This is a genomic window from Pseudomonas sp. AAC (assembly GCF_000725445.1).
Lineage (GTDB): Bacteria > Pseudomonadota > Gammaproteobacteria > Pseudomonadales > Pseudomonadaceae > Pseudomonas > Pseudomonas citronellolis.
On record NZ_KL647096.1, the window covers coordinates 293,324 to 305,786 of the forward strand.

Annotated in this window: 10 protein-coding genes; all 10 read right to left on the reverse strand. The window is 69.9% G+C overall.

From position 1 onward, the window contains the following. Nucleotides 1–212: 212 nt before the first annotated feature. A complete protein-coding gene (gcvP, locus tag FG99_RS11185; RefSeq protein WP_043269590.1) occupies nucleotides 213–3,089 on the reverse strand; it encodes an aminomethyl-transferring glycine dehydrogenase in 2,877 nt (958 codons plus the stop codon). A gap of 100 nt (nucleotides 3,090–3,189) precedes the next feature. Next, the gene (gene gcvH, locus FG99_RS11190) at nucleotides 3,190–3,579 is read right to left on the reverse strand and encodes a glycine cleavage system protein GcvH (RefSeq protein WP_043269592.1); all 390 of its coding nucleotides are present in this window, start codon (nucleotides 3,577–3,579) and stop codon (nucleotides 3,190–3,192) included. 51 nt (nucleotides 3,580–3,630) lie between these two features. Next, entirely contained in the window at nucleotides 3,631–4,713 is a 1,083-nt protein-coding gene (gene gcvT, locus FG99_RS11195; RefSeq protein ID WP_043269594.1) for a glycine cleavage system aminomethyltransferase GcvT, read from the reverse strand. 73 nt (nucleotides 4,714–4,786) lie between these two features. Beyond that, entirely contained in the window at nucleotides 4,787–6,427 is a 1,641-nt protein-coding gene (locus tag FG99_RS11200) for an ABC transporter permease (protein WP_043269596.1), read from the reverse strand. Between the two features lie 88 nt (nucleotides 6,428–6,515). Continuing rightward, nucleotides 6,516–7,517 carry an extracellular solute-binding protein gene (locus FG99_RS11205; protein WP_043269597.1) on the reverse strand — a complete coding sequence of 334 codons (1,002 nt, stop codon included), beginning with the start codon at nucleotides 7,515–7,517 and terminating at the stop codon, nucleotides 6,516–6,518. 117 nt (nucleotides 7,518–7,634) lie between these two features. Further along, on the reverse strand, nucleotides 7,635–8,852 hold the full coding sequence (locus tag FG99_RS11210) for a 2-octaprenyl-3-methyl-6-methoxy-1,4-benzoquinol hydroxylase (protein WP_081884616.1): 1,218 nt from the start codon (nucleotides 8,850–8,852) through the stop codon (nucleotides 7,635–7,637). A gap of 22 nt (nucleotides 8,853–8,874) precedes the next feature. Further along, on the reverse strand, nucleotides 8,875–9,357 hold the full coding sequence (locus tag FG99_RS11215) for a DUF4442 domain-containing protein (protein WP_043269601.1): 483 nt from the start codon (nucleotides 9,355–9,357) through the stop codon (nucleotides 8,875–8,877). Nucleotides 9,358–9,366: 9 nt separating this feature from the next. After that, nucleotides 9,367–10,551, reverse strand: coding sequence for a 2-octaprenyl-6-methoxyphenyl hydroxylase (gene ubiH, locus FG99_RS11220; protein ID WP_043269603.1), 1,185 nt, complete (start codon nucleotides 10,549–10,551; stop codon nucleotides 9,367–9,369). A 1-nt stretch (nucleotide 10,552) separates the two neighbouring features. Next, nucleotides 10,553–11,887, reverse strand: a complete 1,335-nt coding sequence (gene pepP / locus FG99_RS11225) for a Xaa-Pro aminopeptidase (RefSeq protein ID WP_043269605.1) — start codon at nucleotides 11,885–11,887, stop codon at nucleotides 10,553–10,555. 9 nt (nucleotides 11,888–11,896) lie between these two features. Then, nucleotides 11,897–12,451, reverse strand: a complete 555-nt coding sequence (locus FG99_RS11230) for a UPF0149 family protein (RefSeq protein ID WP_043269606.1) — start codon at nucleotides 12,449–12,451, stop codon at nucleotides 11,897–11,899. Nucleotides 12,452–12,463: the final 12 nt, after the last annotated feature.

Below are 12,463 nucleotides of genomic sequence, written 5' to 3' on the forward strand. Positions count from 1 at the left end.
ACAGGGGGCTCGGGATTTCGTAGCGGATCTCATCCAGACCGTAGGATGGATCGAGCCTGCGAAACCCATGCGGCCGCGGCTATGGGTATCGCTGCGCTCAACGCCATCCTACGGTTTGCCTCCACACCGCACCCTTGTAGGAGCGCGCCCTGCGCGCGAATCGCGGGCAGGGCCCGCTCAGTGTGCTCGGCATTTCGTAGGCGCGGATTTTCTCACTCCCGGTACTCGTCCACCGGCACGCAGGCGCAGAACAGGTTGCGGTCGCCGAACACGTTGTCCACCCGGTTCACCGCCGGCCAGTACTTGAAGGCGCGGGTGTGTTCGCTGGGGGTCACCGCTTCGGCTATGCCGTAGGGCCGCTCCCAGGGGCCGGTGACGTCGGCCAGGGTGTGTGGGGCGCGCTTGAGTGGGTTGTCCTCGGCCGGCCATTCGCCGGTTTCCACCTTGGCGATTTCCGCGCGGATGCTCAGCATGGCCTCGACGAAGCGGTCCAGCTCGTGCAGCGATTCGCTCTCGGTGGGCTCCACCATCAGCGTGCCGGGCACCGGGAAGGACATGGTCGGGGCGTGGAAGCCGTAGTCCATCAGGCGCTTGGCCACGTCCTCCTCGCTGATCCCGGTCTGCGCCTTGAGCGGGCGCAGGTCGAGGATGCATTCGTGGGCCACGCGCTCGTTGCGCCCGCGGTAGAGCACCGGGAAGGCGCCGTCCAGGCGTTGGGCCAGGTAGTTGGCGCTGAGGATGGCCACCTCGGTGGCGTCGGCCAGCTGCGGGCCCATCATGGCGATGTACATCCAGCTGATCGGCAGGATGCTGGCGCTGCCCCAGGGCGCGGCGCTGACCGCGTCGTTCAGCGGGTTGGGGCCTTCGACGCGGATCACCGGGTGGTTGGCGACGAACGGCGCCAGGTGCTTCTTCACGCCGATCGGGCCCATGCCCGGGCCGCCGCCGCCGTGGGGAATGCAGAAGGTCTTGTGCAGGTTCATGTGCGACACGTCGGCGCCGATGTCCGCCGGCCGCGCCAGGCCGACCTGGGCGTTGAGGTTGGCGCCGTCCATGTAGACCTGGCCGCCGTGGCTGTGGATAACCCCGCAGATTTCGCGGATGCTCTCCTCGTACACGCCGTGGGTCGAGGGGTAGGTGATCATCAGGCAGGCCAGCTGGGCGCCGGCCTCGGCAGCCTTGAGCTTGAGGTCCTCCAGGTCGACGTTGCCGCCCTTGTCGCACTCGACTATCACCACGCGCATGCTCGCCATGATTGCCGAGGCCGGGTTGGTGCCGTGGGCCGAGGACGGGATCAGGCAGACGTTGCGGTGCCCCTCGCCGCGGCTCTCGTGGTACTTGCGGATGGCCAGCAGCCCGGCGTACTCGCCCTGGGCCCCGGAGTTGGGCTGCATGCAGATGGCGTCGAAGCCGGTGATGGCGCGCAGCCAGCTCTCCAGCTCGTCGATCATCAGCCGGTAGCCCTCGGCCTGCTCGCGCGGCACGAAGGGGTGCAGGTTGGCGAACTCCGGCCAGGTGATGGGGATCATCTCGCTAGTGGCGTTGAGCTTCATGGTGCAGGAGCCCAGCGGGATCATCGCCTGGTTCAGCGCCAGGTCCTTGCCTTCGAGCTGACGCAGGTAGCGCAGCATCTCGGTTTCGCTGTGGTGGCGGTTGAACACCGGGTGGCCCAGGTAGCCGGAGCGGCGCTGCAGGGTGCCGGGGATGCCGTCGGAAAGGTCGCCGGCGTCCAGCACGGCGATGCTCAGGCCGTGGCCGGCGCCGAGGAAGATGTCGAACAGCGTGGCGACGGTTTCGGCGCTGCAGGTTTCGTCCAGGCTGACGCCCAGGCGGTCCTCGCCGACGATGCGCAGGTTGTAGCGCGCCGCGCGGGCGCGTTCGAGGATCGCCGCCTGTTGCGCGCCCACTTCCAGGGTCAGGGTGTCGAAGAAGTGCGCATTGACGCGCTTGAGGCCCTTGGCGAACAGCCCGGCGGCGAGGATGGCGGTGAGCCGGTGCACGCGCTGGGCGATGCGCTTGAGGCCCTCGGGACCGTGGTAGACGGCGTAGAGGCTGGCGATGTTGGCCAGCAACACCTGCGAGGTGCAGACGTTGGAGTTGGCCTTCTCGCGGCGGATGTGCTGCTCGCGGGTCTGCAGCGCCATGCGCAGCGCGGTGTTGCCGCGGGCATCGCGGGACACGCCGATGATCCGCCCGGGCATGGCCCGCTTGAACTCGTCGCGGGTGGCGAAGAAGGCCGCGTGGGGCCCGCCGTAGCCCATGGGCACGCCGAAGCGCTGGGCGCTGCCGAGCACCACGTCGGCGCCCAGTTCGCCCGGCGGCGTCAGCAGCAGCAGGCTGAGCAGGTCGGCGGCGACGCAGGCGATGGCCTGCCGGGCGTGCAGCGCGTCGATCAGCGGGCGCAGGTCGCGGACCTCGCCGCGGCTGTCCGGGTACTGCAGCAGCGCGCCAAATACGGTGTGCTGGCCCAACGTGTCCAACTCGTCCACCACCAGGTCGAAGCCGAAGGCCTCGGCGCGGGTACGCACCACGGAAATGGTCTGCGGGTGGCAGTTCACGTCGACGAAGAACAGGTTGCTCTTGGCCTTGGCCACGCGCTTGGCCAGGGCCATGGCCTCGGCGGCGGCGGTGGCCTCGTCGAGCAACGAGGCGCTGGCCAGCTCCAGGCCGGTGAGGTCGATGGTCAGTTGCTGGAAGTTCAGCAGCGCCTCCAGGCGGCCCTGGGCGATCTCTGGCTGGTAGGGGGTGTAGGCGGTGTACCAGCCGGGGTTCTCCAGCACGTTGCGCAGGATCACCGTGGGCGTGACGGTGCCGTAGTAGCCGGTGCCGATCAGGCTGGTCCACAGCTGGTTCTGCTGCGCATAGCCCCTGAGCTTCTCCAGGGCGCCCTGCTCGTCCAGCGCCGGCGGCAGCTCCAGCGGGCGGTTCAGGCGGATGGTCGGCGGCACCGTCTGCACGATCAGGTCGTCGAGGCTGGCGACGCCCAGGGCCTCGAGCATGCTCCGTCGCTCCGCCTCGTCGGGGCCGAGATGGCGGCGCAGGAAGGCATCGGGCTGGTTCAGCTGGGACAGCGAAGGGCTTTTCGACATGGCCTGGACCTCGATCGGGAATGCACGATCAAGACAGGATAGGCCAGGCGGGAAGAACAAGGCCCCGACTGAGCGGGGCCCTGGGGGTTCGGCGCGGCGATCAGGCGTCCGCGTCGCAGGCGGCCTGGTAGCCGGCGGCGTCGAGCAGCTTGTCCAGCTCGGCCGGGTTGCTCGGCTTGAGCTTGAAGAACCAGGAGCCATAGGGGTCGTTGTTGACTTCCTCGGGGGTGTCGGCCAGGACCTCGTTGATGGCGATCACCTCGCCACCGACCGGGGCGTAGATGTCGGAGGCGGCCTTGACCGATTCCACCACGCCGGCTTCCTGACCAGCGTTGAGTTGCTTGCCGAGCTCCGGCAGCTCGACGAAGACCACGTCGCCCAGGGCTTCCTGGGCATGGTCGGAGATGCCCACGGTGACGGTACCGTCGGTTTCCAGGCGCGCCCACTCGTGGCTGGCGGCGTAACGCAGGTCGGCGGGAATGTTGCTCATCTTGTTTTCCTCGGGGACGGGGCAGCGGCGACGACGGGTCGCCTATGCAATTTAGATCAGGGCCTTGCCATGACGCACGAAATTCGGCTGAACGACGCGCACCGGGTACCACTTGCCACGGATTTCCACCTCGGCGCGGTCGCCGGTGGCCGCCGGCAGGCGGGCCAGGGCGATGGACTTGCCGAGGGTCGGGGAGAAGCTGCCGCTGGTGATCTCGCCCTCGCCGATGCCGGCCACCCGCACCACCTGGTGGGCGCGCAGCACGCCGCGCTCCTCCAGCACCAGGCCGACCAGCTTCGGCTGGTCGCCGGCGGCGCGCTGGGCTTCCAGGGCCTGGCGGCCGATGAAATCGCGCCCGGCCGGTTCCCAGGCGATGGTCCAGCCCATGTTGGCGGCCAGGGGCGAAATCTCTTCGTCCATGTCTTGGCCGTAGAGGTTCATCCCGGCTTCCAGGCGCAGGGTGTCGCGCGCGCCCAGGCCGGCGGGGGAAATGCCGGCGCCGACCAGTTCGTTGAGGAAGCCCGGCGCCTCGGCGGCCGGCAGCATGATCTCCAGGCCGTCCTCGCCGGTATAGCCGGTGCGGGCGATGAACCAGTCGCCGTCGGCCTTGCCCTGGAACGGCTTGAGTTCGCGGATCAGGGTGGCGCGGGAGGGGCTCACCAGCTCGGCGGTCTTGTCCCGCGCGTTGGGGCCCTGGACGGCCAGCATGGCCAGGTCCGGGCGCGCCTGCAGCTGGACCTCGAAGCCCTCGGTGTGGGCCTGCATCCAGGCCAGGTCCTTCTCGCGGGTGGCGGCGTTGACCACCACGCGATAGCCGTACACGCCCAGGTAGACGATGAGGTCGTCGACCACCCCGCCGCGCTCGTTGAGCATGGCGCTGTACAGCGCCTTGCCGGGCACCTGCAGGCGCTCGACGTCGTTGGCGAGCAGGCGTTGCAGGTATTCCCTGGACTGCGGGCCGGTGACGTCGACCACGGTCATGTGGGAGACGTCGAACACGCCGCAGTCACGGCGGACCTGGTGGTGCTCTTCGACCTGCGAACCATAGTGCAGGGGCATGTCCCAACCGCCGAAATCGACGATTTTCGCGCCGAGGGCGACATGCAGGTCGTAGAGCGGGGTGCGCTGTCCCATGGGTGTTCTCCTTCCGGGAATGGCGGATGCGGAGCGCGAGGGCGGCCCGCACGAAACCGGCGCATTGTAGCCGCTAGGCCGGTGCCTGGACACCTCGGCCGACGGTCGAGTCGCGCCCCGCCGCGCTGGCCGCGGAACGGCGGATCAGCAGCACCACCGGCAGCAGCCCGGCCAGCACCAGGCTCAGCGCCGGCAGCGCGGCGCGGGCCCATTCGCCCTCGCTGGTCATCTCGAAGACGCGCACGGCCAGGGTGTCCCAGCCGAAGGGACGCATCAGCAGGGTAGCCGGCATTTCCTTCAATACGTCGACGAACACCAGCAGCGCGGCGCTCATCAGCCCCGGCGCCAGCAGCGGCAGGTAGACGCGGGCGAACAGCGCCGGCCCCGCCACGCCGAGGCTGCGCGAAGCCTCGGCGAAGGACGGGCGGATGCGCATCAGGGTGCTTTCCAGCGGGCCCTCGGCCACCGCCAGGAAGCGGATCAGGTAGGCCAGCAGCAACGCCCCCAGGCTGCCCAGCAGCAACGGCTTGCCGGCGCCGCCCAGGGCGCTGGAGAGCGGGATCACCCAGTGGTTGTCCAGCCAGCTGAAGGCCAGCATGATCGCCACCGCCAGCACCGAGCCGGGCACCGCGTAGCCGAGGTTGGCCAGGCCCACCGCGGCGCGCACCGGCCTCGCCGGCGTCTGCCGGCGGGCGAAGGCCAGCAGCAGGCCGACCGCCACGCACAGCGCCGCCGCCGTGGCGCCCAGGCCAAGGCTGTGCCAGAGCAGGCCCCAGTAGCGTTCGTCGAGGTCGAAGCGGCCACGCTGCCAGCACCAGGCCAGCAACTGCGCCAGGGGAATGGCGAAGGCGCAGGCGAACACCAGGCCGCACCAGGCGCTGGCGGCGAACGCCTTGAACCCGCGCAGGCGGTACAGCGGCGCGGTGCGCGGCTTCTCGCTGCTGGCCACGACGCGGCCGCGACTGTGGCGCTCGCCGAGCACCACCAGGAACACCCCGAGCAGCAGCAGGCTGGCCAGCTGGGTGGCGCTGGACAGGCTGTAGAAGCCGTACCAGGTCTTGTAGATGGCGGTGGTGAAGGTGTCGAAGTTGAACACCGAGACGGCGCCGAAGTCGGCCAGTGTCTCCATGATCGCCAGGGCCAGGCCGGCGCCGATGGCCGGCCGCGCCATGGGCAGCGCCACGCGCCAGAAGGCCTGCCAGGGCGACAGCCCGAGCACCCGCGCCGCCTCGGTGAGGCCGCGGCCCTGGGCCAGGAAGGCGCCGCGCGCCAGCAGGTAGACGTAGGGGTAGAAGACCAGCACCAGGACCAGGATCACCCCGCCGGTGGAACGCACCCGGGGCAGCCGCAGGCCGCTGCCGAACCATTCGCGCAGCAGCGTCTGCAAGGGCCCGGCGAAGTCCAGCAGGCCGACGAAGACGAACGCCAGCACGTAGGCCGGGATGGCGAAGGGCAGCATCAGCGCCCAGTCCAGCCAGCGCCGCCCGGGGAACTCGCAGAGCGCGGTGAGCCAGGCCAGGCTGGTGCCCAGCAGGGTCACGCCGATGCCGACGCCGAACACCAGCACCAGGCTGTTGCCCAGCAGGCGCGGCAGCTGGGTGTCCCACAGGTGCGCCCAGATCTCCATGTCGACCTCGCCCCAGCTCAGCGCCAGCACGACGAGCGGCAACGCCACCAGGGCGGCGATGGAGAAGGTGATGGGGTACCAGCGCATAAGTGATTAGCTGGAAGCTAGAAGCCGGAAGCTGGGAGCCAGGTCCACGCCGACCTCCAGCCTCCAGCTTCCGGCTTCCGGCTCCTGGTCAATTCCAACCGGCCCGGTCCATCAGCTTGATGGCTTCGGCCTGGCGCTTGCCGGCGACTTCCACCGGGATGCTGTCGGCCTTGAAGCTGCCCCAGGCCGCCACTTCCTCCGAGGGCGCGACCTTCGGGTTGGCCGGGAACTCCTGGTTCAGCGAGGCGAACAGCGCCTGGGCGTCGGGGCCGGTCATCCACTCCACCAAGGCCTTGGCCTGCTCGGGGTGCGGCGCGTGCCTGGTCAGGCCGATGCCCGAGAGGTTGACGTGCACGCCGCGGTCGCCCTGGTTCGGCCAGAACAGCTTCACCGGCAGGTCCGGCTTCTGCTTGTGCAGGCGCCCGTAGTAGTAGGTGTTGACGATACCGACGTCACACTGGCCGGCGGCGATGGCCTGGAGCAGCGCGGTGTCGTCGGAGAACACGTCGGTGGCCAGGTTGCCCACCCAGCCCTTGAGGATCTGCTCGGTCTTCTGCCCGCCGTGGGTCTCGATCAGGGTGGCGGTCAGCGACTGGTTGTAGACCTTCTTCGCCGTGCGCAGGCACAGGCGGCCTTCCCACTGCTTGTCGGCCAGGGCCTCGTAGGTGCTCAGCTCCTCCGGCTTCACCCGCTGGGTGGAGTAGGCGATGGTCCGCGCGCGCAGCGACAGGCCGGTCCAGCTGTCGGTGCCGGAGCGGTACTGCGGGGGAATGTTGGCGTCGAGGGTCGGCGAATCGAACGGCTGCAGGATGCCCATCTTCTCGGCCTGCCAGAGGTTGCCGGCGTCCACGGTGAGCAGCAGGTCGGCCGGGGTGTTGGCGCCCTCGGCCTTGATCCGCGCCATCAGCGGCGCTTCCTTGTCGGTGATGAACTTGACCTGCACGCCGGTTTTCTTGGTGTAGGCGTCGAACACCGGCTTGATCAGCTCGTCGATGCGCGAGGAGTAGACCACCACCTCGTCGGCGGCCTGGGCGGGGCCGGCCAGTGCGGCGAGGGCGAGGGAAGCGAGAAGGCCTTTGCGTACCGACATGCTGGCGGCTCCTGGGTAGCGAAATGAGGTTCCAGATGATAAGGAACCTCATTTAGCCCCGGAGCCGACCTTTGTGACCGGGTGTTTCACCGCGCCGCGACACGGCGTCGCGGCGCCTCAGACCCGCGCCAGCGTCGGCAGGTCGCCGGAGAGCCCCAGGGCCTGGCGGACGAACAGGCCCTTGGCCTCGTGGTGGCGGTCGACCAGGCGCAGGCCGGCGTTGCGCAGCCAGCGCACCGGCAGCGGGTCGGCCTGGAACAGGCGCTGGAAGCCTTCCATCGCCGCCATCATCGCCAGGTTGTGCGGCATCCGCCGGCGCTCGAAACGGCTCAGCACGCGCTCGTCGGCGATGCGCTCGCCACGGGCGTGGGCGTGCATCAGCACCTCGGCCAGCACCGCGGCGTCGAGGAAGCCCAGGTTGACGCCCTGCCCGGCCAGCGGGTGGATGGTGTGCGCAGCATCGCCGATCAGCGCCAGGCCCGGCTCCACGTAGCGCTTGGCGTGGCGCTGGCGCAGCGGGATGCACAGGCGCGGGTCGACCTGCTCGATGCCGCCCAGGCAATGCTCGAAGGCCCCGCCGAGGGCTTCGCGGAAGCCGTCGTCGTCCAGCGCCATCAGGCGTTCGGCCTGCTCCGGGGTGGTCGACCAGACGATCGAGCACCAGTGCCTGTCGCCCTCGCGGGACAGCGGCAGGAAGGCCAGCGGGCCATCGTCGGTGAAGCGCTGCCAGGCGGTGGCCTGGTGCGGTTTTTCGCAGCGCACGCTGGTGACGATGGCGTGGTGCAGGTAGTCCCACTCGCGGGTGGCGCAGCCGGCCAGGCGGCGCACGGCGGAGTTGGCGCCGTCGGCGGCGACCACCAGCGGCGTGCGGATCTGCCGGCCGTCGGCCAGGGTCAGCAACCAGTCGTCGCCGGAGTGGCGCAGCTGCTCCAGGCGCGCGCCGGGCAGCAGGCCGAGGGTGGTGTCGTGCAGGCGCTCCAGCAGGGCGTCCTGCACCACGCGGTTCTCGACGATGTGGCCGAGCACCTCGGCGTGCACGCTGGCCGCGCTGAAGTGCACCTGGCCGGTGCCGGAGCCGTCCCACACGTGCATCTCGCGATAGGGCTCGGCGCGCCGCGCGAGGATGCCGTCCCAGGCGTGCAGGCGCTGGAGGATGCGCCGGCTGGCCTCGGACAGGGCGCTGACCCGCGGCTCGAAGCGCGCCGCGCGGTCGAAGGGCTTCACGCTCAGCGGCGAGCCGTCGAGCAGCAGGATTTCCAGGCCGCTGCCCTGCAACGCCAGGGCCAGCGCGCTGCCGACCATCCCCGCCCCGACAATCACCAGATCCGCGTGCATCTGCATTCCTTTTTCCATGTCGTCAGCCGGCCTTGCGCAGGCGCGGCTTGAGCCTGATGTAGAGGGTCTTCTGCACCCGCGCGACCAGCGTGCCCTCGCCGTCGCGCACCTCGGCGTGCAGCTTGGGCAGGTACTTGCCGCCGTCGGCGGTCTGCGCCCGGACTTCGTCCAGCAGCTGCTGGTCGATGCGGAACTCGGCGTACACCGGCCCCTTGCCCGGGGTGATGAATTCGATGTTGGCGGCCTTGTCCCAGACGATGTAGTCGCGCCCCAGGTTCTCCATCAGCATGAGCATGAAGAAGGGGTCGGTCATGCTGTACAGGCTGCCGCCGAACTGGGTGCCGACGTAGTTGCGGTTGAACCAGGACAGCACCATCTTCACCCGCACCTCGCGGAAGTCCGGGGCGATGTGGCGCACCCGCACGCCGGCGCCGATGTAGGGCGGGTAGAGGTTGAGGCCGAAGCGCAGCAGGCGGGCACGGCGGGCCATCTTGCCTGAGGACATCGCCGCTCCCTAGACCGGCCGCGCGCCCAGGCCCATGGCCTGGCGGGCGAACCAGCGCTTGGCCGGCGGCAGCAGGTCGAGGCCGAGCAGGCCCAGGTTGCGCCCGGTGGCCAGCACCGGCTGGGCGTTGGAGAACAGGCGGGTGACGCGGTCGGAGAAGCCGACGGTCATCTGCTGGTCCAGGCGCTGGCCTTCCAGGTAGCGCTGCAGCACGGCGAAGTCGCCGGGCGCGGCGTCGGCGCCGAGCAACTGGTCGGCCAGGGCCTGGGCATCGCGCAGCGACAGGTTGAAGCCCTGGCCGGCGATGGGGTGCAGGCTGTGGGCGGCATTGCCCAGCACCACCAGGTGCGGGCGCACCTGTTCCTCGGCCTCGCTGAGGGTCAGCGGGTAGCAGTAGCGCGCGCCAACCTGGCGGAAGCCGCCCAGGCGGTAGCCGAAGGCCGCCTGCAGCTCGTCGAGGAACTGCCGCTCGGGCAGCTCGCGCAGGCGCTCGGCGTCGCGCGGCGGGCGCGTCCAGACCAGCGCGCAGCGGTTGTCCGGCAGCGGCAGCAGGGCCATGGGCCCCTGTTCGGTGAAGCGTTCGAAGGCCTGGCCGCGGTGTTCCTCGCTGGGGCTGACGTTGGCGATCAGCGCGGTCTGCCCGTAGGGCGCCTCGCGCACGCCGATGCCCAGCTGCTCGCGCAGGCCGGAGCGGCCGCCGTCGGCGAGCACGGCGAGGTCGCAGTCCAGGATCGAGTCGTCGTCCAGGGTCAGCCGGTAGCCGTCGTCCAGCGCCTGCATACAGCGCACTTCGGCCGGGCAGCGCCAGCTCACCACTTCGTGGTCCAGGGCCTGCCACAGGCACTGGCCGAGCCAGGCGTTCTCCACCACGTAGCCCAGCGCCGGCACACCCTCCTCCATTGCGGTCAGGCGCGCGGAGCCGAAGCGCCCGCGGTCGGACACGTGGATCTGGCTGATCGGCTCGCCGCGCTGGGCGATGCGCTGCCACAGGCCGAGGCGTTCGTAGATCTGCCGGCTGCCGAAGGACAGCGCAGAGGAACGGGCGTCATAGCTGGGCTGGTAGGCGTCGCCGGGGGCGAACGGCTCGATGAGCACGATGCGCCAGCCGCGCTCGCGGGCGCCGGCCTGCAGGATCAGCGCCAGGCTGGCGCCGACCAGGCCGCCGCCGATGATCGCCAGGTTCGCGCGCTGCATCTCAGGCCGCCCGGGCCTTGGCTTCGGCCATCAGCGCCTCGATGGCGGCGACGGTCTTGGGCACGCCGTTGGTCAGCACTTCGCAGCCGCTCCTGGTCACCACCACGTCGTCCTCGATGCGCACGCCGATGCCGCGCCATTTCTTCGGCACGTCGGTGTTGTCCGGCGCGATGTAGATGCCCGGCTCGACGGTCATCGACATGCCCGGCTCCAGCACGCGCCATTCGCCGCCGACGCGGTACTCGCCGACGTCGTGCACGTCCATACCCAGCCAGTGGCCGGCGCGGTGCATGTAGAAGGCCTTGTAGGCTTCGCTGGCGATCAGTTCGTCGACGTCGCCCTTGAGCAGGCCGAGCTTCACCAGGCCGGCGGTGATGACGCGCACGGTGGCCTCGTGGGCTTCGTTCCAGTGGCGGCCGGGGGCGATGTAGTCGAAGGCGGCCATGTTGGCTTCCAGCACCAGCTCGTAGATGGCCTTCTGCTCGGGGCTGAACACGCCGTTGGCCGGGAAGGTGCGGGTGATGTCGCTGGCGTAGCAGTCGATCTCGCAGCCAGCGTCGATCAGGATCAGGTCGCCGTCCTTGATCTGCGCGTCGTTCTCCCGGTAGTGCAGGATGCAGGCGTTGCGCCCGGCGGCGACGATCGAGCCGTAGGCCGGCATCTTCGCCCCGCCCAGGCGGAAGGCGTATTCCAGCTCCGCCTCCAGGTGGTATTCGTAGAGCCCCGGCCGGCAGGCCTGCATGGCGCGGATATGGGCGCCGCAGGAAACCTCGGCGGCGTAGCGCATCACCTTCACTTCGCCGGCGCTCTTGTACAGGCGCAGGTCGTGCAGCAGGTGGTCGAGGGCGACGAACTCGTTCGGCGGCTGCGCGCCCTGGCGGGCCTTGGAGCGGATCACGTTGATCCAGTCCATCAGCCGGCGGTCGAACTCGGGGTTGGCGCCCAGCGCGTAGTAGACGCGGTCGCGGCCCTCGATCAGACCGGGGAGGATGTCGTCGATGTCGCCGATGGGGAAGGCATCGTCGGCGCCGAAGTCCTTGATCGCACCGTCCTGGCCGGCGCGCAGGCCATCCCACAGCTCGCGCTCGGGGTCGCGCTCGCGGCAGAACAATACGTATTCGCCGTGCTCGCGGCCGGGGATCAGCACCATCACCGCTTCCGGCTCGGGGAAACCGGTGAGGTACTGGAAGTCGCTGTCCTGGCGGTAGACGTGCTCGACGTCGCGGTTGCGGATGTACATCGGCGCCGCGGGCAGGATGGCGATGCTGTTGGGCTCCATCTGCGCCATCAGCGCCTTGCGCCGACGGGCGTATTCCGGTTTGGCGATACGGATCATGCAGCTACCTCAGTGCAGGGAGGGTTTGTCGGCCGGCGCCGGCACCTTGCCGAATTCGGAGAACAGCAGCAGCGGGGCGACCCGCAGGTATTCCTGGACTTCCATGTAGTCCGTCTCGCCATCCTCGGACTCTTCCAGCTGGCCCTGGACCTGGGCGATGGCGGCGATGTCCTGGAGCACTTCGTCGGCCTCGTCGGACAGGCCGGCCTGGCGCAGCGCCAGGCCGAAACCGGCGAGGAAACCCTGGCACCACTGGCCCAGGGCCTGGGCGCGCTCGGCCAGCGGGGCGTCGTCGTTGGGCAGCATCAGCACCACGGCCATCTCGCCGGCGCTCAGGTCCTGCTGGACCATGCCCAGCAGGCCGCCCAGGGCCGCCTGCAGGCGTTCGCTGAGTTCGCCGCCGAGCAGTTCGGAAGCGGCCTGCAGCCACTCGCCCTGGTCGAAGCCGGCGCCGGCGCAGACGCGCCCGAGCAGGTGGCCGTGCAGTTCCGCCGGGGAGATCGGCAGGGCCGCCTCGGCGAGCAGGTTGGCGAAAGCGGTGTAGGCGGAATTTACTGTGGACATGCGCGGGACCTG

What these genes read in the sequence shown, in the direction of transcription:
- gcvP (WP_043269590.1), bottom strand. Translation starts at nt 3,089, where the DNA reads ATGTCGAAAAGCCCTTCGCTGTCCCAGCTGAACCAGCCCGATGCCTTC.
- gcvH (WP_043269592.1), bottom strand. Translation starts at nt 3,579, where the DNA reads ATGAGCAACATTCCCGCCGACCTGCGTTACGCCGCCAGCCACGAGTGG.
- gcvT (WP_043269594.1), bottom strand. Translation starts at nt 4,713, where the DNA reads ATGGGACAGCGCACCCCGCTCTACGACCTGCATGTCGCCCTCGGCGCG.
- FG99_RS11200 (WP_043269596.1), bottom strand. Translation starts at nt 6,427, where the DNA reads ATGCGCTGGTACCCCATCACCTTCTCCATCGCCGCCCTGGTGGCGTTG.
- FG99_RS11205 (WP_043269597.1), bottom strand. Translation starts at nt 7,517, where the DNA reads ATGTCGGTACGCAAAGGCCTTCTCGCTTCCCTCGCCCTCGCCGCACTG.
- FG99_RS11210 (WP_081884616.1), bottom strand. Translation starts at nt 8,852, where the DNA reads ATGCACGCGGATCTGGTGATTGTCGGGGCGGGGATGGTCGGCAGCGCG.
- FG99_RS11215 (WP_043269601.1), bottom strand. Translation starts at nt 9,357, where the DNA reads ATGTCCTCAGGCAAGATGGCCCGCCGTGCCCGCCTGCTGCGCTTCGGC.
- ubiH (WP_043269603.1), bottom strand. Translation starts at nt 10,551, where the DNA reads ATGCAGCGCGCGAACCTGGCGATCATCGGCGGCGGCCTGGTCGGCGCC.
- pepP (WP_043269605.1), bottom strand. Translation starts at nt 11,887, where the DNA reads ATGATCCGTATCGCCAAACCGGAATACGCCCGTCGGCGCAAGGCGCTG.
- FG99_RS11230 (WP_043269606.1), bottom strand. Translation starts at nt 12,451, where the DNA reads ATGTCCACAGTAAATTCCGCCTACACCGCTTTCGCCAACCTGCTCGCC.